The organism is Enterobacter cloacae complex sp. IR5384 (genome assembly GCF_049237265.1).
GTDB lineage: Bacteria > Pseudomonadota > Gammaproteobacteria > Enterobacterales > Enterobacteriaceae > Enterobacter > Enterobacter cloacae.
The window spans coordinates 197,371-217,312 of the sequence record NZ_JBMKHJ010000003.1 but is presented as its reverse complement, the minus strand read 5'-3'; the positions used below and the strand labels follow the sequence as shown (position 1 = coordinate 217,312).

The 19,942-nt window shown below is 54.7% G+C and carries 18 protein-coding genes; 9 read left to right on the top strand and 9 right to left on the bottom strand.

What is annotated here, in order from left to right; genetic code table 11:
* Positions 1–2 precede the first annotated feature (2 nt).
* Positions 3–914, bottom strand: coding sequence for a glycine--tRNA ligase subunit alpha (gene glyQ, locus ACOTX3_RS04630; protein ID WP_003860141.1), 912 nt, complete (start codon positions 912–914; stop codon positions 3–5).
* A 160-nt stretch (positions 915–1,074) separates the two neighbouring features.
* A complete protein-coding gene (locus ACOTX3_RS04625; RefSeq protein ID WP_058679183.1) occupies positions 1,075–1,380 on the bottom strand; it encodes a YsaB family lipoprotein in 306 nt (101 codons plus the stop codon).
* A 183-nt stretch (positions 1,381–1,563) separates the two neighbouring features.
* Between ACOTX3_RS04625 and ACOTX3_RS04620 the strand changes: the two genes are divergently transcribed.
* Positions 1,564–2,559 carry an acyltransferase gene (locus ACOTX3_RS04620; RefSeq protein ID WP_013094968.1) on the top strand — a complete coding sequence of 332 codons (996 nt, stop codon included), beginning with the start codon at positions 1,564–1,566 and terminating at the stop codon, positions 2,557–2,559.
* Here the strand turns inward: ACOTX3_RS04620 and ACOTX3_RS04615 are convergent.
* The 4 genes from ACOTX3_RS04615 to xylA all read right to left on the bottom strand — a co-directional run bounded on the left by ACOTX3_RS04615 (position 2,552) and on the right by xylA (position 6,951).
* Positions 2,552–3,472 carry a GlxA family transcriptional regulator gene (locus tag ACOTX3_RS04615; RefSeq protein WP_127869207.1) on the bottom strand — a complete coding sequence of 307 codons (921 nt, stop codon included), beginning with the start codon at positions 3,470–3,472 and terminating at the stop codon, positions 2,552–2,554. The two genes, ACOTX3_RS04620 and ACOTX3_RS04615, sit on opposite strands and share 8 nt — an antisense overlap.
* Positions 3,472–4,011: an isochorismatase family protein gene (locus tag ACOTX3_RS04610; RefSeq protein WP_058679181.1), complete on the bottom strand. Its 540-nt coding sequence runs from the start codon at positions 4,009–4,011 to the stop codon at positions 3,472–3,474. Before ACOTX3_RS04610 ends, ACOTX3_RS04615 begins: the two co-directional genes overlap by 1 nt.
* Before the next feature lie 103 nt (positions 4,012–4,114).
* Positions 4,115–5,569: a xylulokinase gene (xylB, locus tag ACOTX3_RS04605; RefSeq protein ID WP_038982531.1), complete on the bottom strand. Its 1,455-nt coding sequence runs from the start codon at positions 5,567–5,569 to the stop codon at positions 4,115–4,117.
* A 59-nt stretch (positions 5,570–5,628) separates the two neighbouring features.
* Positions 5,629–6,951 carry a xylose isomerase gene (gene xylA, locus ACOTX3_RS04600; RefSeq protein ID WP_014830210.1) on the bottom strand — a complete coding sequence of 441 codons (1,323 nt, stop codon included), beginning with the start codon at positions 6,949–6,951 and terminating at the stop codon, positions 5,629–5,631.
* Between the two features lie 370 nt (positions 6,952–7,321).
* On the opposite strand from xylA, the gene xylF reads away from it, so the two are divergent.
* The 4 genes from xylF (at position 7,322) to xylR (ending at position 12,299) form a co-directional block, all read left to right on the top strand.
* Positions 7,322–8,314, top strand: a complete 993-nt coding sequence (gene xylF / locus ACOTX3_RS04595) for a D-xylose ABC transporter substrate-binding protein (protein ID WP_013094963.1) — start codon at positions 7,322–7,324, stop codon at positions 8,312–8,314.
* A 72-nt stretch (positions 8,315–8,386) separates the two neighbouring features.
* Positions 8,387–9,928: a xylose ABC transporter ATP-binding protein gene (locus ACOTX3_RS04590; protein WP_013094962.1), complete on the top strand. Its 1,542-nt coding sequence runs from the start codon at positions 8,387–8,389 to the stop codon at positions 9,926–9,928.
* Positions 9,906–11,087 (top strand): xylose ABC transporter permease XylH, encoded by a 1,182-nt coding sequence (xylH, locus tag ACOTX3_RS04585; RefSeq protein WP_013094961.1) that lies wholly within the window; start codon positions 9,906–9,908, stop codon positions 11,085–11,087. The genes ACOTX3_RS04590 and xylH overlap by 23 nt, the downstream gene beginning before the upstream one ends.
* Positions 11,088–11,120: 33 nt before the next feature.
* Positions 11,121–12,299: a D-xylose utilization transcriptional activator XylR gene (xylR, locus tag ACOTX3_RS04580; RefSeq protein ID WP_014830205.1), complete on the top strand. Its 1,179-nt coding sequence runs from the start codon at positions 11,121–11,123 to the stop codon at positions 12,297–12,299.
* Between the two features lie 37 nt (positions 12,300–12,336).
* Here the strand turns inward: xylR and ACOTX3_RS04575 are convergent, their stop codons facing one another.
* Complete coding sequence (locus ACOTX3_RS04575; RefSeq protein ID WP_014830204.1) at positions 12,337–13,161, bottom strand: protein bax; 825 nt, start codon at positions 13,159–13,161, stop codon at positions 12,337–12,339.
* 314 nt (positions 13,162–13,475) lie between these two features.
* On the opposite strand from ACOTX3_RS04575, the gene ACOTX3_RS04570 reads away from it, so the two are divergent.
* Complete coding sequence (locus ACOTX3_RS04570) at positions 13,476–15,506, top strand: alpha-amylase (RefSeq protein WP_058661798.1); 2,031 nt, start codon at positions 13,476–13,478, stop codon at positions 15,504–15,506.
* Positions 15,507–15,700: 194 nt separating this feature from the next.
* Entirely contained in the window at positions 15,701–16,957 is a 1,257-nt protein-coding gene (gene avtA / locus ACOTX3_RS04565; protein ID WP_058679180.1) for a valine--pyruvate transaminase, read from the top strand.
* Between the two features lie 4 nt (positions 16,958–16,961).
* On the opposite strand, the gene ACOTX3_RS04560 is transcribed toward avtA, so the two are convergent.
* On the bottom strand, positions 16,962–17,417 hold the full coding sequence (locus tag ACOTX3_RS04560; protein WP_013094956.1) for a 4Fe-4S dicluster domain-containing protein: 456 nt from the start codon (positions 17,415–17,417) through the stop codon (positions 16,962–16,964).
* Positions 17,418–17,420: 3 nt separating this feature from the next.
* The gene (gene yiaJ, locus ACOTX3_RS04555; RefSeq protein WP_023621211.1) at positions 17,421–18,239 is read right to left on the bottom strand and encodes an IclR family transcriptional regulator YiaJ; all 819 of its coding nucleotides are present in this window, start codon (positions 18,237–18,239) and stop codon (positions 17,421–17,423) included.
* A 225-nt stretch (positions 18,240–18,464) separates the two neighbouring features.
* On the opposite strand from yiaJ, the gene yiaK reads away from it, so the two are divergent.
* Together yiaK and ACOTX3_RS04545 are read left to right on the top strand one after the other, a co-directional pair.
* Complete coding sequence (gene yiaK / locus ACOTX3_RS04550) at positions 18,465–19,463, top strand: 3-dehydro-L-gulonate 2-dehydrogenase (RefSeq protein WP_013094954.1); 999 nt, start codon at positions 18,465–18,467, stop codon at positions 19,461–19,463.
* Between the two features lie 10 nt (positions 19,464–19,473).
* Positions 19,474–19,941, top strand: coding sequence for a YhcH/YjgK/YiaL family protein (locus ACOTX3_RS04545; RefSeq protein ID WP_127869208.1), 468 nt, complete (start codon positions 19,474–19,476; stop codon positions 19,939–19,941).
* The last annotated feature ends 1 nt before the right edge of the window (position 19,942 follow it).

The following is a 19,942-nucleotide window of genomic DNA, read 5'->3' as shown; positions in this document are numbered from 1 at the left end:
TCTTATTTGTTTCGGTTGCACATCGGGAAGCCAAGGGCTTCACGGGACGCGTAGTAAGCTTCTGCAACGGCTTTGGTCAGGGTACGAATACGCAGAATGTAGCGCTGACGTTCAGTCACGGAGATCGCTTTGCGGGCGTCCAGCAGGTTGAAGCTGTGGGCGGCCTTCAGAATACGCTCGTAGGCAGGCAGCGGCAGCGGAGTCTCCAGCGCCAGCAGTTGCTGCGCTTCTTTCTCGTACTGCTCGAAGCAGGTGAACAGGAAGTCCACATCCGCGTATTCGAAGTTATAGGTGGATTGTTCCACTTCGTTCTGATGGAACACGTCGCCGTAAGTGGTTTTACCCAGCGGGCCGTCGCTCCAGACCAGGTCGTAAACGCTATCTACGCCCTGAATGTACATTGCCAGACGTTCCAGACCATAGGTGATTTCACCGGTGATCGGCTTACATTCCAGACCGCCAACCTGCTGGAAGTAGGTGAACTGCGTCACTTCCATACCGTTAAGCCACACTTCCCAACCCAGACCCCAGGCACCCAGCGTTGGGTTTTCCCAGTTATCTTCCACGAAACGAATGTCGTGAATGGTCGGATCCATACCCAGCTCTTTCAGTGACCCAAGGTACAGTTCCTGAATATTGTCTGGCGATGGCTTAATTACCACCTGGAACTGATAGTAGTGCTGCAGACGGTTTGGGTTTTCGCCGTAACGACCATCGGTCGGACGACGGGAAGGCTGCACATAAGCAGTCGCCATTGGCTCTGGCCCCAACGCGCGTAAGCTGGTCATCGGGTGTGAGGTGCCTGCGCCGACTTCCATGTCCAAAGGTTGAACAATGGTGCAGCCCTGGCGAGCCCAGTAATCCTGTAAGGTCAGGATCAGGCCCTGGAAGGTCTTGGTATCAAACTTTTGCATAGTATTTCGTGCTGGATACGTGTGGTTTTAAATGGAAGGGACCAGTATACCCGCTGGCTGCAAGATATACAGTACGAAACGGGGTTGTTTAGGGAAAATTGGGAAATAAGCGTTCGAGCCAGAACGCGGCGAGCGTCTGGCTGTCGATTATGCGAGCAGATTAGCGCATGGAGAGATGTAAAAACTGGCCGTCCGCATCAAACGAGCAGACAAAGTCCTCTTTACGAGAGGTATGGCCCCGAAGCTCATAGCTGCCCTGAAAACGCTCAAAGCCGGTGACATCAATTTTCTGAGTATCCAGGTTATAGCGGTGAGCCGCCTGATCTTTACACAGCTGTTCCATATTCAGCGAACGTTCCGGGCTCATTTTGCCCTGCTGCGCTTTTTGCGCAGGTGCTTCCTGAGGCGTACTGCATCCGGCCAGTACCACCAGCAGAAAGAGTGACCCCACACGCTTCATCATCATTTTTATTACCGACCCGGTCAGTGGCTGTTATTTTTAGTAGCAAAGCTTTTATAGATTACGGTCTGGCATTCTGCGAATCTCGCGATGGCCAGACAAGTCCGCGTTATAAAACTCAGATTTTTCCAAGGAAAGACTTTTACACAATAGCAGTCACACTCTATTTACAGGGAAAAAGAGGAACTGATGCAGTCAAAAATTAGCTGGATTGATAACCTGCGAGGAATAGCGTGTCTGATGGTGGTGATGATCCACACGACGACCTGGTATGTTACGAACGCACACAGTATCAGCCCTGTTAACTGGGATGTCGCGAATATTCTCAACTCCGCGTCGCGTGTCAGCGTTCCGCTGTTCTTTATGATTTCCGGCTTTCTCTTTTTTGGCGAGCGTAGCGCACAACCGCGACATTTTATTCGTATCGCCGCGTGTCTCGGCTTTTATAGCGCCGTCGCGCTGATTTACATCACGCTGTTTACCTCCATCAGCCCCGGCCTGTCACTCAAATATCTGCTGCAAAAGCCGGTGTTTTACCACCTGTGGTTTTTCTTCGCCATTATCGTTATCTACCTGGTATCACCGTTGATTCAGGTAAAAAACGTCAGCGGAAAGATGCTCCTGGCGCTGATGGTGGTGATTGGCATCATCGCCAACCCGAATACCGTCTCACAGAAAATCGACGGTTTTGAGTGGCTACCGGTAAACCTCTACATCAATGGCGATACGTTTTACTACGTGCTCTACGGCATGCTGGGGCGCGCCATCGGGATGATGGATACCCAAAAGCGGGGTATCAGCTGGCTATGTGGCGCGTTGTTTATCATCGGGGTGATTATCATTTCACGCGGGACGCTGCATGAGCTGCAATGGCGCGGCAATTTTGCCGATACATGGTACCTGTACTGCGGGCCGATGGTCTTCATTTGTGCCGTTTCCCTGCTGACGCTCGTTAAAAACACCCTGAATGCGCGCCCTCTTCCCGTGCTGGGTTTTATCTCGCGGCACTCGCTGGGGATTTATGGTTTTCACGCGCTGGTGATCCACGCACTACGCACGAGAGGCGTTGAACTCAAAAGCTGGCCAGTGCTGGATATCGTCTGGATTTTCTCCGTCACACTGGTCGTGAGCCTGTTGCTGTCGATGCTGCTACAGAAGCTAGACACCCGCCGCTTCGTCAGTTAACGATGCGCTGTCGGGCCCGATGAAACTGGCGCGGGGAGGAAAACCCTGCCGCCAGTGAGGCCTGCTCCACGCCGCGCCCCTGCAATAGCCACTGCTCCGCCACCGCCAGACGCAACTGCTCCAGGTAATCGCGAACGCTTATCCCCAAATGCGTCTGGAAAAGACGGGTTAAATGGCGCGGGCTGACATGCGCCAGCGCGGCAATATCCGGCACGTTCCACGCTTTTTGCGGGTCTGCGGTTAGCGCATCCTGAGCACGGTGGATAGCCGGATGAAGATGATTGCGATAGCGTAACCATGGCGATAGCTGCGGATCGTCCCCGGACCGGCGGAACCAGACCACCATCTCGCGTGCCACGGCCAGCGCCTTTTCTGGCCCGCACAGACGGTTAATCATATGCAGCGCCAGGTCGATACCCGAGGTGATCCCTGCGCTGGTCCAGACATTCTCATCCTGCACGAATATCCGGTTCTCTTTGATCGTCGCCGTGGGGGCGGCAACGCGTAAACGGCCGATAACCTCATGATGCGTTGTGCACTGCCGGTTGTTCAGCAGCCCTGATTTTGCTGCCAGCAAAGCCCCTGAGCAGACGCACATCACGGTGATATCCTGACGCTGAATAGCCAGCTGCAGGCGCATCAGCCAGTGCTGGATCTGCATCGCCTGCGGCGTAGAAAACTGAACGCGGGAGTCGCTTACACCAGGCAGAACCAGCAGGCTCCCTTCCGGAAGCCTTTCCGGTAATGGCGCGATACCGCTCATCATCAAACCAATCGACGTTTGCACCTCAGGTTGCGGACCAATGTAATGCAGACAAAACGCATCGCCTGCCAGGACAAAGGTTTCTGCCGGGCCAGTCATGTCTAATGACAACACCCCGGGCAACATAACGAACCAAACGTCGATGCGCATTACAGTGACTCCAGCGTCTCCGCTACCGTTTTAATCGCGGCAAATCGCCCTGACAGTACCGTTTCGGTACGATGACGAATTTCCGCAGCGCTAAGGGTTATGCCCTTGTACGTCATAGGAAACGTGAGCATTGCCTCGCTAACAAAGGTCACAGCATAACCCAGATCGGATGCCACCCGTGCGGTGGTTTCGCAGCACTGTTCAGTGCGAATACCGCATAGGATCAGCTGGTTGATATCACGCTCGCGCAGCCAGCGATCCAGGCCCGTATCCGTGAAGGCATTATGAACGTGTTTCTGGAAAACCACATCCGGCTGATGACGTAAAAAGGCCATCGGTTTGACATAGCCGCTTTGCAGTGAGAAAGGGCCTTTTTCATCCACATGGAAAATATCGACGACGGGAATACCGCGAGACTGACAGCCTTCTGTCAGCCCCAGCATTGCCTGCTGAAAGGCCGGAACATCTTGCTCCTGCCAGTAATCGCGGTGATGAAAAGACTGTTGGGTATCGATGTTGATTAATGCAATACGTGACATGATGGTGCTCCTCGCCAGTGGGTATAAATACATACTGGCGAGGAAACAGGCACGCGGACAGACCAAAAAAGGACATCCTCATGCCTCTGACAGACAATCACGCTTATGACATCAGCGGCAGCAACTGCTGATAAATTTTGCGGAACACATCGCGCCTTTCAGCATATCGCGCGTGGCGAGTTGCGTCGGGCAGATGAGCCTGTTCCAGCGTGAGCTGTGGCAACAGTTGCGAAAGCGGTTTGTCCGGGTTCATGGCTATCTGCGCCAGCCGCGCGGCACCCAGCGCCGGGCCCACATCGCCCCCGGTACGATAGTCCAGCTGCAATCCACTGATATCAGAGAGCATCTGGCGCCAGTAGCTGCTGCGTGCGCCGCCGCCGATCAGGGTGATGCTTGCTGGTTTCAGGCCGCAGTCATGCACCACGTCCATTCCATCCGCCAGCGCATAGCCCACGCCTTCCAGAACCGCACGCGCCAGTTCCGCAGGACCGTGCTGATGGGTTAAGCCAAAAAATACCCCTTTCGCTTCCGGGTTGTTGTGCGGTGTACGCTCACCGGAGAGATACGGTAAAAACCAGACGGTACCAGCGTTTTCATCCGCCTGCTGTGCTGCGGTAATCAATGCCGGAACATCGGCCATCCCGGTCAGCTTCGCCGCCCAGTCCAGGCAAGAAGCTGCACTGAGCATCACCGACATCAAATGCCATTTTCCTGGCAGCGCATGGCAAAAACTGTGCACCGCACTTTCCGGGTTGCTGCGATATCCGTCGCTGACGGCAAAATAGACGCCAGAGGTGCCGAGAGACAGCATGGCCTGGCCCGCATCAACCATGCCGACACCCACGGCGCCCGCCGCGTTATCCCCGCCGCCAGCCACCACCGGCACAGCAGGCATGTTCCAGCGTTCCGCTATGGCGGACTGTAAGGTGCCGGTAATTTCGCTGCCTTCAAAGAGTGCGGGCATATGCTCACGGGTGAGATGACAGGCATCCAGCATCGCCTCGCTCCAGTCGCGTTTCGCCACGTCGAGCCACATGGTGCCAGCGGCGTCGGACATGTCGCTGGCAAAATCCCCCGTCATGCGAAAACGCAGATAATCTTTTGGCAGTAAGACCTTCGCCACCTGACGGAAAATCTCCGGCTCATGGCGTTGCACCCAGAGAAGCTTCGGCGCGGTGAAGCCGGGCATCATCAGGTTGCCGGTGATGTCACGGGACGCTGGCACTCGCTCTTCCAGGAGCGCGCACTCTTCCGCACAGCGGCCATCGTTCCAGAGGATCGCAGGGCGCAGCACACGATGCTGGCTGTCCAGCAGCGTAGCGCCGTGCATCTGTCCGGCGATACCCAGCGCGGTGACCTCACGCAAACTGTGCTGTTCACCTAACCCCTTGATTGCGCGATCCGTCGCTTGCCACCACTGCTCCGGATCCTGTTCCGACCATAACGGATGCGGACGCGAAACCTGCAGTTTTTCAGTCTGCGTTGCCAACACGTCACCCTGCTCGCTTAAGAGGATGGCTTTCACACCCGATGTGCCAAGATCAATCCCGATATACATTGTGGTGGCTCCTTTGACAGAAATGCCCGGTGGCGCTTCCGCTTACCGGGCCTATGTTTTTACTTGTCGAACAAATAGTGATTGACCAGATTTTCCAGCAGTTCCTGGTGTCCGCTCTGATGCTGCGGCGCCAGCTGATGTTGTTCAGCGTACTTCGCGATTTCCGCAAGCGATAACTGGCCTTTCAAAATTTGCTGGCCCAGCTCACTGTTCCAGCCGCTATAACGCTTCGCGACACGTTTATCCAGCTCACCGTCTTCAATCATGCGCGCAGCGACTTTCAGCGCCAGCGCCATGGTATCCATCGCGCCAATGTGGCCGTAGAACAGATCGTATTTATCGGTGCTCTGACGACGCACTTTGGCGTCAAAGTTCAGGCCGCCGGTAGTGAAACCACCCGCTTTGATGATTTCATACATCACCAGCGCATTCTCTTCCACGCTGTTCGGGAACTGGTCGGTATCCCAGCCCAGCTGCGCATCACCACGGTTAGCATCGACCGATCCGAAGATGCCCAGCGCAATGGCAGACGCAATTTCGTGATGGAAAGAGTGGCCCGCCAGGGTGGCATGGTTGGCTTCAATGTTAACTTTAATCTCTTTTTCCAGGCCGAACTGCTTCAGGAAGCCGTACACGGTCGCGACGTCGTAATCGTACTGGTGCTTGGTTGGTTCCTGTGGCTTCGGTTCAATCAGCAGCGTGCCGCGGAAACCGATTTTATGCTTATGCTCAACCACCATCTGCATGAAGCGGCCAATCTGCTCGCGCTCCTGACGCAGATCGGTATTCAGCAGGGTTTCATAACCCTCACGGCCGCCCCACAGAACATAGTTCTCGCCGCCCAACTGATGCGTTGCATTCATTGCGGTCACGACCTGCGTGGCCGCCCAGCTAAACACTTCTGGATCCGGGTTAGTTGCTGCCCCGGCACCATAGCGAGGGTTCGTGAAGCAGTTAGCCGTGCCCCACAGCAGCTTCACGCCACTTTGCTGCTGCTTCGCCGCCAGCACATCCACCATCTGCGCAAAGTTGTTCAGGTACTCTTTCAGCGATGCGCCTTCCGGCGACACATCCACGTCATGGAAGCAGTAATACGGCACGTTCAGCTTGTGGAAGAATTCAAATGCCACATCCGCTTTGCGCTTCGCCAGCTCGATAGCCTCTCCCGGCTGTTGCCACGGGCGGTCAAAGGAACCCACACCGAACATATCGGCGCCGTTCCAGCAGAAGGTATGCCAGTAACAGGCGGCAAAGCGCAGATGATCTTCCATGCGCTTACCCAGCACCAGCTCATCCGGGTTGTAGTGACGAAATGCTAAAGGATTGGTCGTTTTCGGGCCTTCGTAACGAACACGATCGAGTTGGTCGAAATAAGCTTGCATATTGAGCTCCATAATCAGGGTATGCGGCGAGTCGTTGATACAGGAGTAATAGTGAATAGACATTTTGGGTTGCTCAATTACGTTATTTCACACTGCTATTGAGAGAATGCGCAACTGTGCGCTGGCTCGCAAAATAATGCGCAAGCAAACTATTTTTCGGCGCAGATTCCATAATCAAATGTAATTAAGACCTTACGTATTTTAAAATCCGATCGCGGTCATAAATTCAGAAATAAACCAAATATCGTAATGAGAAGATAAAAATCTGTAATTGCCAGCCCGCCTTTCCGCGTTAAAAATTTGCTGCGTCTAAGCAGTGAATGTTTCTTTTATCTCAGCAACACATACCCCTACAAAAGGCCTAATAATTATGAAGATAAAGAACCTGACCCTAACGCTCTGCACTACTCTCCTCCTTGCAAGCTTTGCAGGACATGCCAAAGAGGTCAAAATTGGCATGGCGATTGACGACCTGCGTCTGGAGCGCTGGCAAAAAGATCGCGATATTTTTGTTAAAAAAGCGGAATCACTTGGCGCAAGTGTGTTTGTGCAGTCTGCAAATGGCAACGAAGAAACGCAGATGTCGCAAATTGAGAATATGATTAACCGTGGCGTTGATGTACTGGTCATTATCCCTTATAACGGCCAGGTATTAAGTAACGTCGTGAAAGAAGCGAAGCAAGAAGGGATTAAAGTTCTGGCGTATGATCGCATGATTAATAATGCGGACATTGATTATTATATTTCGTTCGACAATGAAAAAGTGGGTGAACTGCAGGCAAAAAGCCTGGTCGATAAAGTGCCGCAGGGCAATTATTTCCTGATGGGCGGCTCACCGGTGGATAACAACGCCAAACTGTTCCGTGAAGGCCAGATGAAAGTCCTCAAGCCGTATATCGACAGCGGCAAGATTAAAGTGGTTGGCGATCAGTGGGCGGACGGCTGGTTGCCTGAAAACGCGCTGAAAATTATGGAAAACGCGCTAACCGCGAATAACAACAAAATTGATGCCGTCGTCGCCTCCAACGACGCCACCGCCGGGGGTGCCATTCAGGCGCTGAGCGCGCAGGGGCTGGCCGGGAAAGTGGCCATTTCAGGCCAAGATGCGGATCTCGCCGGTGTAAAACGCATCATTGCGGGCACCCAGACCATGACGGTGTATAAGCCCATCACTGAACTGGCCAACACGGCTGCAGAGATCGCCGTAGAGCTGGGGAACGGTAAACAACCGAAAGCCGACGCGACGCTGAACAACGGTCTGAAAGATGTGCCGGCACGCCTGCTCACGCCAATTGAAGTCAATAAAGAGAACATTGACGCCACCGTTATCAAAGACGGTTTCCACAAGAAGAGTGAACTGTAATCCAGCGCAGCCCCTGCCCTGCGGGGGCGCATCGACTTGTACTGTTTTTACCTCGGGTCATGTGGAGCAGTTATGCCTTATTTACTTGAAATGAAGAGCATCACCAAGCGTTTTGGCGCGGTGAAAGCGGTCGATAACGTGAGCCTGCGGCTAAATCCTGGTGAAGTGGTTTCGCTCTGCGGCGAAAACGGTTCGGGTAAGTCGACGCTGATGAAAGTGTTGTGCGGGATCTATCCGCATGGCAGCTACGAAGGTGAAATTGTCTTTGCCGGCGAGGTCATTCAGGCCACCCACATTCGCGATACTGAACGTAAGGGTATCGCCATCATTCACCAGGAGCTGGCGCTGGTGAAGCATCTCACCGTGCTGGAGAACATTTTCCTCGGGGCCGAAATTTCGCGCCACGGCGTGCTGGATTACGACACCATGACGCTACGCTGTGAAAAACTGCTGGCGCAGGTCAGTCTGGCCATTTCGCCGGATACCCGCGTGGGAGACCTGGGCCTGGGGCAGCAACAGCTGGTTGAAATCGCTAAGGCGCTGAACAAACAGGTCAGGCTGCTGATCCTCGACGAACCCACAGCCTCTCTCACCGAACAGGAAACGGCCGTCCTGCTGGATATCATCCGCGATCTGCAAAATCACGGTATCGCCTGCATCTACATTTCTCACAAACTCAACGAGGTCAAAGCCATTTCGGACACCATCTGCGTGATCCGCGATGGTCAACACATCGGCACACGCGAAGCCGAAGGCATGAGCGAGGATGACATCATCACCATGATGGTGGGCCGCGAACTGACGGCGCTCTACCCGAATGAACCTCACACAACGGGTGATGAAGTGTTACGCGTAGAAAACCTGACAGCGTGGCACCCGGTAAATCGCCATATCAAACGCGTAAACAACATCTCCTTTTCCCTGCACCGGGGTGAAATTCTCGGTGTTGCCGGGCTCGTCGGCGCCGGACGTACTGAAGCCGTGCAGTGCCTGTTCGGCGTCTGGCCAGGGCGCTGGGAAGGCACGGTTTATATTGATGGCAAGCCGGTGAAAATCGACAACTGCCAGCAGGCAATTGCCCACGGAATTGCCATGGTGCCGGAAGACCGCAAAAAAGACGGCATCGTGCCGGTAATGGCGGTGGGTAAAAACATCACGCTCGCGGCACTCGATCAGTTCTCCGGCGCGCTGAGCAGCCTTGATGATGCCGCAGAGCAGCAGTGCATTTTGCAATCTCTCGCCCGCCTCAAAGTGAAAACATCCTCACCGGAACTGGCCATTGGACGCCTGAGCGGAGGCAACCAGCAAAAAGCCATTCTGGCGCGCTGTCTGCTCCTCAATCCACGCATCTTGATCCTGGATGAGCCGACGCGCGGCATTGATATCGGTGCGAAGTACGAAATCTACAAACTGATTAATCAGCTTGTACAGCAAGGGATCGCCGTCATTGTCATCTCCTCTGAATTACCCGAAGTGCTCGGCCTGAGCGACCGTGTGCTGGTCATGCACGAGGGCAAACTGAAAGCCAATCTGATTAACCAGAACCTGACGCAGGAGCAGGTGATGGAAGCCGCTTTAAGGAGCGAACGTCATGTCGAAAAGCAATCCGTCTGATATCAAAGTCGCTGTTCAGACGCCCGGCGCATTCGCGGGGTTAAAAGCGCTGAACCTGCAGGTATTCGTGATGATCGCGGCAATTATCGCCATCATGCTGTTTTTTACCTGGATGACCGATGGCTCCTACCTGAGCGCGCGTAACGTCTCTAACCTGCTGCGCCAGACTGCCATCACCGGCATTCTGGCCGTGGGCATGGTCTTCGTCATTATTTCGGCGGAAATCGACCTGTCGGTGGGGTCGATGATGGGCCTGCTCGGCGGCGTCGCGGCCATTTTTGACGTCTGGCTCGGCTGGCCGCTGCCGCTGACCGTGGCGGTGACGCTGGTATTAGGTCTGGTGCTGGGTGCCTGGAACGGCTGGTGGGTTGCCTACCGGAAGGTCCCGTCGTTCATTGTTACTCTGGCAGGAATGCTGGCCTTCCGCGGCGTATTGATTGGCATCACCAACGGCACCACCGTCTCTCCCACCAGCGCCGCCATGTCGCAGATTGGTCAGAGCTACCTCTCCGACAGCATGGGCTTTACCATCGGCGTGGTCGGGCTGCTGGCGTTCGTGGTCTGGCAGTGGCGTGGCCGTATGCGCCGTCAGTCGCTGGGGCTGGCCTCCTCCCCATCAACATCCGTGGTGGGACGTCAGGCACTGACTGCGGTGATCGTGCTCGGCGCGATTTGGCTCCTGAATGACTATCGCGGCGTGCCTACGCCAGTTCTCCTGCTGGCCCTCCTGCTGCTGGGCGGCATGTTTATGGCCACGCGCACCGCGTTTGGCCGCCGTATTTACGCCATCGGCGGTAACCTTGAGGCCGCCCGTCTGTCAGGCATTAACGTAGAGCGCACCAAACTGGCGGTCTTTGCCATCAACGGCCTGATGGTTGCTATCGCCGGGTTGATCCTCAGCTCGCGTCTCGGAGCGGGTTCCCCGTCTGCCGGAAACATTGCCGAGCTGGATGCTATCGCCGCCTGCGTCATTGGCGGTACCAGCCTCGCAGGCGGTGTCGGCAGCGTGGCGGGCGCGGTGATGGGGGCATTTATCATGGCTTCGTTGGATAACGGGATGAGTATGATGGACGTCCCGACGTTTTGGCAGTATATCGTCAAGGGGGCCATTCTTTTGCTGGCAGTCTGGATGGACTCTGCCACCAAGCGGCGTACCTGATAACCGTATTGTGACTTATTTGGGAAGCGAGCCATGTTTGAAAAGCGTCACCGCATTACGTTGTTATTCAATGCCAACAAAGCTTACGACCGACAGGTGGTAGAGGGCGTTGGTGAATATTTGCAGGCGTCGCAATCTGAGTGGGATATCTTTATCGAAGAGGATTTCCGCACCCGACTCGAGAACATCAAAGACTGGCTGGGCGATGGCGTCATCGCTGACTATGACGACCCGGTCATTGAGCAGTTACTGACTGACGTCGACGTCCCGATTGTGGGCGTCGGCGGCTCTTACCATTCGCCCGAACACTATCCTCCCGTCCACTATATCGCCACCGATAACCATGCGCTGGTCGAAAGCGCGTTTCTGCATTTAAAGGAGAAAGGCGTCCATCGCTTTGCGTTCTATGGTTTACCAGCCTCCAGCGGCAAACGCTGGGCCGTTGAGCGCGAACACGCCTTTTGTCAGCTAGTCGCCCAGGAGAAGTACCGCGGCGTGGTCTATCAGGGGCTGGAAACCGCGCCGGAAAACTGGCAGCACGCGCAAAACCGTCTGGCTGACTGGCTGCAGACGCTGCCGCCGCAAACCGGCATTATTGCCGTGACGGACGCCCGTGCGCGCCATGTATTGCAGGTCTGCGAACATTTGCACATTCCGGTGCCGGAGAAACTGTGCGTGATTGGCATCGATAACGAAGAGCTTACCCGCTACCTTTCTCGCGTGGCCCTTTCCTCAGTGGCGCAGGGCACCCGACAGATGGGGTATCAGGCCGCAAAATTACTGCATCGTCTGCTGGATAACGAATCCCTGCCGCTTCAGCGCCTGCTGGTTCCCCCGGTTCGCGTGGTAGAACGTCGCTCAACGGATTACCGCTCCTTAAACGACCCGGCAGTCATTCAGGCGATGCACTTTATCCGCAACCACGCCTGCAAAGGTATCAAGGTCGATCAGGTGCTGGATTCGGTGGGTATTTCCCGTTCAAATCTGGAGAAGCGTTTTAAAGAGGAAGTGGGCGAAACCATTCATGCGGTCATTCACGCAGAGAAGCTGGAGAAAGCGCGCAGTTTGCTCATCTCCACGTCGCTGTCGATCAACGAAATCTCGCAGATGTGCGGCTACCCGTCGCTGCAGTATTTTTATTCGGTGTTTCGTAAAGAGTATGACAACACGCCGAAAGAGTATCGGGAACGCCACAGCGAAGTCATGATGTAGAAAAGAAAACGCCTTCCAGTTGAAGGCGTTATTGGGATTACATATGGGCGGCGATAAGTCGCTGGTTATCCTGGTACATCGCAAACAGATAGTTGTTATAGCGCTGACCTTGGGTGGAATAACCTTTCAGCTTGTGGATCATCGTACTGGCCGTTACTTCCTGATCCGCTTTACGCAGCTGTGCGCGTGACTTACGGAACGACGAGTAGGCCGGATGGGTGTTCAGGTTTACCACATAGGCATTTACTGAGTCTTTCACCGATTCAAACTGCGAGTAGCCCTTCACCTTGCCCGGCGCATTTTTACAACGCCCCTTCACACACTTCATGCCGAAGAGGTTGTTGTTGTTGCGCGCCAGCTTCGAGGTGCCCCAGCCACTTTCGGCTGCAGCCATTGTCGCAACCATGCTGCCCGGGATGATGTCGACACGCTCAAGGAGCGAGTTCCACGGCACACGACGGGTGTTACCGTTCCAGCTTACCTTGTAGCGCTTTGCGATATCTTTCAGGCGCGCGCGCTCGGACGGCGTCCAGCGGCTATCGTACTGTTTGGCGATCAACCAGTTACGATCTGCCGTAATCGCGGCGTTTTGACTTGTGATGTAAGGCATTACTGTCCGGAGAAACGCTTTTTTCCTTGGTGTTCCGGAAGGGTATTTTCGCAAATCAGGAAGTGAACTACTCTTTGCACTATTGCGAGAATACTCTTGTTTACTGCTAACCTTACTGCTTGTCGTCTTTATTACGTGGGCTTTCTTACTCGTTGTATCCGTGTGCGTCTTTGCAAGCACCCCACCCGAAAATGTCGTGGTGAGTAACATGAGTATCGCGGCCCCATATCGTCGAATGGGAGTCGATATCATTAGGTCTCCTGGTCGGATATAAACATTCCAACACCTTATTTTTTTCACAAATTTGAGAGCGGAATCTCAAATCATATCAAAAATAGACTTCAAGAGCACGTATAGAAATAGTCCAATTCCGAAACTATGTCACCTGAAACGTGCTCACTTAAGCATCAATTCTGAAAATTTGTGTGCGATCTCGCAGATAACTGCCTAATTTTGCGCGGGATCACTCATCCTCTCGCGTCATCCTTGTAGAAAGCGCCGGGGGATGAGTTTTTACGCCTCACCTGATGGCACACTGGTCAAAAATGCCGCGACAGGAAGATGGAATGAAACGCACCGCCGTAGCTTTTCTGATGTTACCCGCACTGGCACACGCTGACTGGTCATCGCCGGGATTTAACGCGTTCAGCGCCGAAGGCACCGGAATGTTCACCAGCCAGGCAAAGCTTGCGAAGGGTACGCGTCCTTTAACAGTGAGTTTTGACAACACGTGCTGGCAGCCAACAGAAGCGATAAAACTCAACGAGATGCTGTCGCTCAAACCGTGTGACGGCACGCCGCCGCAGTGGCGTCTGTTCCGCGACGGAGAATACCAGATGCGTGTCGATACCCGTTCCGGCACGCCAACCCTGATGCTGACCATCAAGAGCGCAGCAGAACAACCGGTGGCAAACGTTATCCGCCAGTGCCCAAAATGGGATGGAAAACCCCTGACGCTGGAGGTGGGAAACACCTTCCCGGAAGGCTCCGTGGTGCGAGATTTCTACAGCAAACAAACCGCGACGGTGCAGCAGGGAAAAATTACCCTTCAGCCTGCCGCCAACAGCAACGGCCTGCTGCTGCTTGAGCGCGCCGAAACCGACAAACCCGCGCCGTTTAGCTGGCAAAACGCTACGGTCTATTTCGTGCTGACCGACCGCTTCGTGAATGGTGACCCCACGAATGACAATAGCTATGGCCGCCACAAAGACGGCATGCAGGAGATTGGCACTTTCCACGGCGGCGATCTGAAAGGGCTTGCGAGCAAGCTTGATTATCTGCAGCAACTGGGGGTAAACGCGCTCTGGATAAGCTCCCCGCTTGAGCAGATCCATGGCTGGGTCGGCGGTGGCACCAAAGGCGATTTCCCCCACTACGCCTACCATGGTTACTACACGCAGGACTGGACCAGGCTTGATGCCAACATGGGCACCGAAGATGATTTACGTCATCTCGTCGATGAAGCGCACAAGCGCGGCATCCGCATTCTGTTCGATATCGTCATGAACCATGTGGGCTACGCAACGCTTGCCGACATGCAGGAGTACCAGTTTGGCGCACTCTATCTGCAAGGTGATGAGCTGAAGAAAACGCTGGGTGCACGCTGGACCGACTGGAAGCCGGGCACGGGACAAAGCTGGCACAGCTTTAATGATTACATCAACTTCAGCGATAAAGCCGCATGGGAAAAATGGTGGGGTAAAAAATGGATCCGCACCGATATTGGCGATTACGACAACCCGGGCTTTGACGACCTGACCATGTCACTGGCGTTTTTACCCGACCTGAAAACGGAATCCACCACGCCGTCCGGTTTGCCAAACTTTTATCAGCACAAGCCCGATACCCAGGCAAAAGCTATCCCGGGATACACCCCGCGCGATTACCTGACCCACTGGCTCAGCCAGTGGGTACGCGAGTATGGCATTGACGGTTTCCGTGTTGATACGGCAAAACACGTGGAACTGGCGGCCTGGCAGCAGTTGAAGGACCAGGCAAGCCAGGCGCTGGCGGCCTGGAAAGGTGCTCACCCGGACAAAAAACTCGACAATGCGCCGTTCTGGATGACGGGTGAATCCTGGGGCCACGGGGTCATGCAGAGCGATTATTACCGCCACGGCTTCGATGCGATGATTAACTTCGATTATCAGGAGCAGGCGGCAAAAGCGGTGAACTGCCTGGCCGATATCGATCTGACCTGGCAGCAGATGGCGGAAAAACTGCAAAGCTTTAACGTCCTGAGCTATCTCTCCTCGCATGACACCCGCCTGTTCCGCGAAGGGGGCCAGCGCGCGGCAGAACTGCTGCTGTTAGCGCCAGGCAGCGTACAAATCTATTATGGGGATGAATCAGAGCGTCCGTTCGGGCCGACGGGTTCCGACCCTCTGCAGGGAACACGCTCGGATATGAACTGGCAGGATGTAACGGGCAAACAGGCGTTAACCGTCGCCCACTGGCAAACGCTGGGTCAGTTCCGCGCCCGCCATCCGGCGATAGGTGAAGGCAAGCAAACCACGCTTTCGCTGAAAGAGGGGTATGGATTCGTACGTGAACATGATGGCGATAAAGTCATGGTCGTCTGGGCGGGGAACCAATAGCCCCCTCATCGCGGTTTTCTCCCTCTCCCACCGGGAGAGGGCCGGGGTGAGGGGCACTCACCAGAACTATTCACTACAAAAATCCACACCCGCCACATAAAACCACAAATCCGACCACACCAGCCGATTTGCACCCGCACGGTGCTAGCGTTATGGTTACCCACTTTCAAAACAAGCTCGACAGATCACCTGCTATGACGTTTTCACTTTTCGGCGACAAATTTACCCGCCATTCAGGCATTACCCGCCTGATGGAGGACCTCAACGACGGGCTGCGCACACCGGGCGCCATCATGCTCGGCGGCGGAAACCCGGCTCAAATCCCGGAGATGAATACCTATTTCCAGACGCTGCTCGCTCAGATGCTGGAAAACGGCAAAGCAACCGATGCGCTTTGCAATTACGACGGCCCTCAGGGTAAAACCGAACTGCTGAAACTCCTCGCCGACATGCTGCGTGAAGAGCTGGGTTGGGATATCGAACCGCAGAATATTGCACTGACAAACGGCAGTCAGAGCGCGTTTTTCTACTTGTTTAACCTTTTCGCAGGACGTCGCGCCGACGGCACCACCAAAAAAGTATTGTTCCCGCTGGCACCGGAGTATATCGGCTACGCCGATTCCGGTCTGGAAGAGGATCTGTTCGTCTCCGCGCGCCCGAATATTGAGCTGCTGCCGGAAGGTCAGTTCAAATACCACGTCGATTTTGAACATCTGCACATTGGTGAAGAGACGGGCATGATCTGCGTATCACGTCCAACCAACCCAACGGGCAACGTCATCACCGACGACGAGCTGATGAAACTGGATGCGCTGGCAAATCAGCATGGCATCCCGCTGGTGATCGATAACGCCTATGGCGTGCCGTTCCCGGGTATTATCTTCAGCGAAGCACGGCCGCTGTGGAACCCGAACATCGTCCTGTGTATGAGCCTCTCCAAGCTCGGCCTGCCGGGCAGCCGCTGCGGGATCATCATCGCCAATGAAAAAATCATCACCGCCATTACCAACATGAACGGCATTATCAGCCTTTCTCCTGGCGGTATTGGCCCGGCGATGATGTGCGAAATGATTAAACGCAACGATCTGCTGCGCCTGTCTAATGACGTGATTAAGCCGTTCTACTATCAGCGTGTTCAGGAAACAATTGCCATACTTCGCCGCTATTTACCGGAAGAACGCTGCCTGATCCACAAACCTGAAGGGGCAATTTTCCTGTGGCTGTGGTTTAAAGATCTGCCGATCACCACCGAGCTGCTTTATCAGCGCCTGAAGAAGCGAGGCGTATTGATGGTGCCGGGAGATTACTTCTTCCCGGGGCTGGACAAGCCGTGGCCGCATACGCATCAATGTATGCGCATGAACTACGTGCCCGATCCGGAAAAAATCGAAGCCGGGGTAAAAATTCTCGCCGAAGAGATCGAATTCGCCTGGCGCGAAGACGCCCAGTAAGAACCTACGCCAGATGACGCAACCGCTCGGTGCGTAATCTGGCGGGATCGACACAGCTCAGCGCGTGGGTCGGGCAGGCTTCCACACAGGCCGGTCCGTCCGCGCGGTGCGCGCATAAATCGCATTTCAGCGCCTGAAGCGTATCTCCTGCCCACTGCACCTGCATCGCCCCAAACGGGCACGCCACCATACAGCGTTTACACCCAATACACCGCGCCTGCTCAACCTGCCAGGCTCCCTCGCCACGGCGAATCGCCTGCGTTGGGCAGACATTCGCGCAAGGGGCATCTTCACACTGATGGCAACCCACCGCCGTGGTGAAAGCGTCCCCTTTGACTACCCGAATGCGGGGCGTAAAGGCGTCTGTTGAGATGGCGTCCTGATGCGACACGACACACGCCACTTCGCAGGTGCGACAGCCGATGCATTTTGCCGAATCCGCCATGATGAACCGGTTCATCTGTTATCCCTCGCGCACGTTAAAACCCAGCTCTCTGGAGATCGCGTCCGCCGTTTCACGCAGAGGTGTAAGCAGATTTTTTTCGCCAATCTGCTTCATGCGGGAGGTCGACAGCGAAATTGAGATCGCATACGGCACGCGGCCATGAATATCAAACACCGGCACCGCGATACAGGAGACCCCCAGCTCGTTCTCTTCTTTGTCCATCGCCATGCTGTGCTCGCGGATTTCCGCCAGCTCGTCATACATCGCGCTCAGTTCAGTGATGGTATTGCGGGTCAGCGGCTGGATCTGATCCCGGTGGCTTTCCCAGTAGCTCGCCACATAGTCCTGGTGACCGAATGCCATGTAGATCTTGCCCATTGCCGAGCAGTAAAGCGGCATATGCTGGCCGATATAGGCACGCGTGCGCAGCATACCGGTGGTCGGCTCAAGCTTATAAATCAGGATCGCGTGATCGTCTTCGCGGCTGGAGAAGTTCACCGTCTCGCCGGTGGCGATATTCAGCGACTCAAGATGCGGAGCAGCCACGTGGATGATATTCAGCGACGACAGCGCCTTTTGCCCGACGGCGATAAATTTGGTGGTCAGGCGATAGCTGCCCGCCGCCGGTGCCGGGGTGACGTACCCGCACGACTGCAATCCCTGCAGTAACCGGTGCACGGTGCTTTTATTCAGCCCGGCCAGTTCCGATAAATGGGCCAGAGGACAGCCGTTCGGATAGTTACTGAGGATCTCAATCAGCATCAGACCGCGAAACAAGCTCTGGCTACCTGCTGGCCTCTCTTTTTCTTGCGTCATGTCGCTCTCTTTCATGCTCATCCCATGGCTCCTTTTTATCGCGCCCTGATGGTAGCGCAAAGTGTGGTTCAGTTCACGATCTCAAAAGAAAAAACACAACCGGTTGATTTTAATCGATTTTGAAAATCATGAATGTCGTTGATCTGGCAAAATTTGATCGCTATATTTGAAATCAGATTTCGCATAGTGAAATTTAGCGATAAAAAAGCACTCGCACTTGCCCCTACGAAGAACAGGAGAACAGGGATGAAAGTGACATTCGAAGAGTTAAAAGCAGCGTTCAATCGGGTTCTGCTCGATCGCGGTGTAAAAGCAGAAACGGCGGATGCCTGCGCGGAGATGTTTGCCCGCACCACGGAATCTGGCGTCTATTCCCACGGCGTGAACCGCTTCCCGCGTTTTATTCAGCAACTGGACGCGGGCGACATCATTCCTGATGCCCAGCCAAAACGGGTGACCACATTAGGGGCCATCGAACAGTGGGATGCCCAACGCGCCATCGGTAACCTGACGGCGAAAAAAATGATGGATCGTGCCACCGAACTGGCCTCCGATCACGGTATCGGTCTGGTTGCGCTGCGTAACGCTAACCACTGGATGCGCGGAGGGAGCTATGGCTGGCAAGCCGCAGAGAAGGGCTACATCGGGATCTGCTGGACCAACTCCATTGCGGTGATGCCCGCGTGGGGGTCAAAAGAATGTTGCATCGGCACCAACCCGCTGATCGTGGCGATCCCCTCCTCCCCAATCACCATGGTCGATATGTCGATGTCGATGTTCTCCTACGGCATGCTGGAAGTGAACCGACTGGCCGGACGCACGTTACCGGTCGACGGCGGATTCGACGACGAGGGCAATCTGACCAAAGAGCCTGGCGTGATTGAGAAAAATCGCCGTATTCTGCCGATGGGCTACTGGAAAGGTTCCGGCTTATCGATTGTGCTCGACATGATCGCCACCCTGCTCTCTAACGGCTCCTCCGTGGCGGAAGTTACCCAGGACAACAGCGACGAGTATGGCGTGTCACAGATCTTTATCGCCATCGAGGTCGACCGCCTGATCGACGGCCCAACCCGCGATGCCAAACTGCAGCGTATTATGGACTTTATCACCACCGCCGAGCGGGCAGACGAAAACGTCGCTGTCCGTCTGCCGGGGCATGAATTTACGCGACTGCTTGAAGAGAACCGCCGCAACGGCATCACCATTGACGACAGCGTGTGGGCGAAAATCCAGGCGCTGTAAGGAGTGGGCCATGATATTCGGACATATTTCACAGCCAAATCCGTGTCGCCTGCCGCGGGCGATTGAAAAAGCATTAGATTTTCTGCGTACCACGGATTTCAGCATGCTAAAGCCGGGTGTCGTTGAAATTGAGGGACACAACATCTTTGCCCAGGTGCTTGATCTCACCACCCGGGAACAGCACGAAAATCGCCCCGAAGTGCATCGCCGCTATCTTGATATTCAATTTCTGGCGTGGGGTGAAGAAAAAATCGGTATTGCTATCGATACCGGAAATAACAACATCAGCGAATCATTACTGGAACAACGGGAGATTATTTTTTATCACAACAGTGAAAATGAATCGTTTATCGAAATGATACCCGGCAGTTACGCCATATTTTTCCCGCAGGATGTACACCGTCCTGCCTGTATTAAAAACAAGGAAACTGCAATTCGCAAAATTGTGGTGAAAGTGGCAATCAGCGAATTAGATTAAT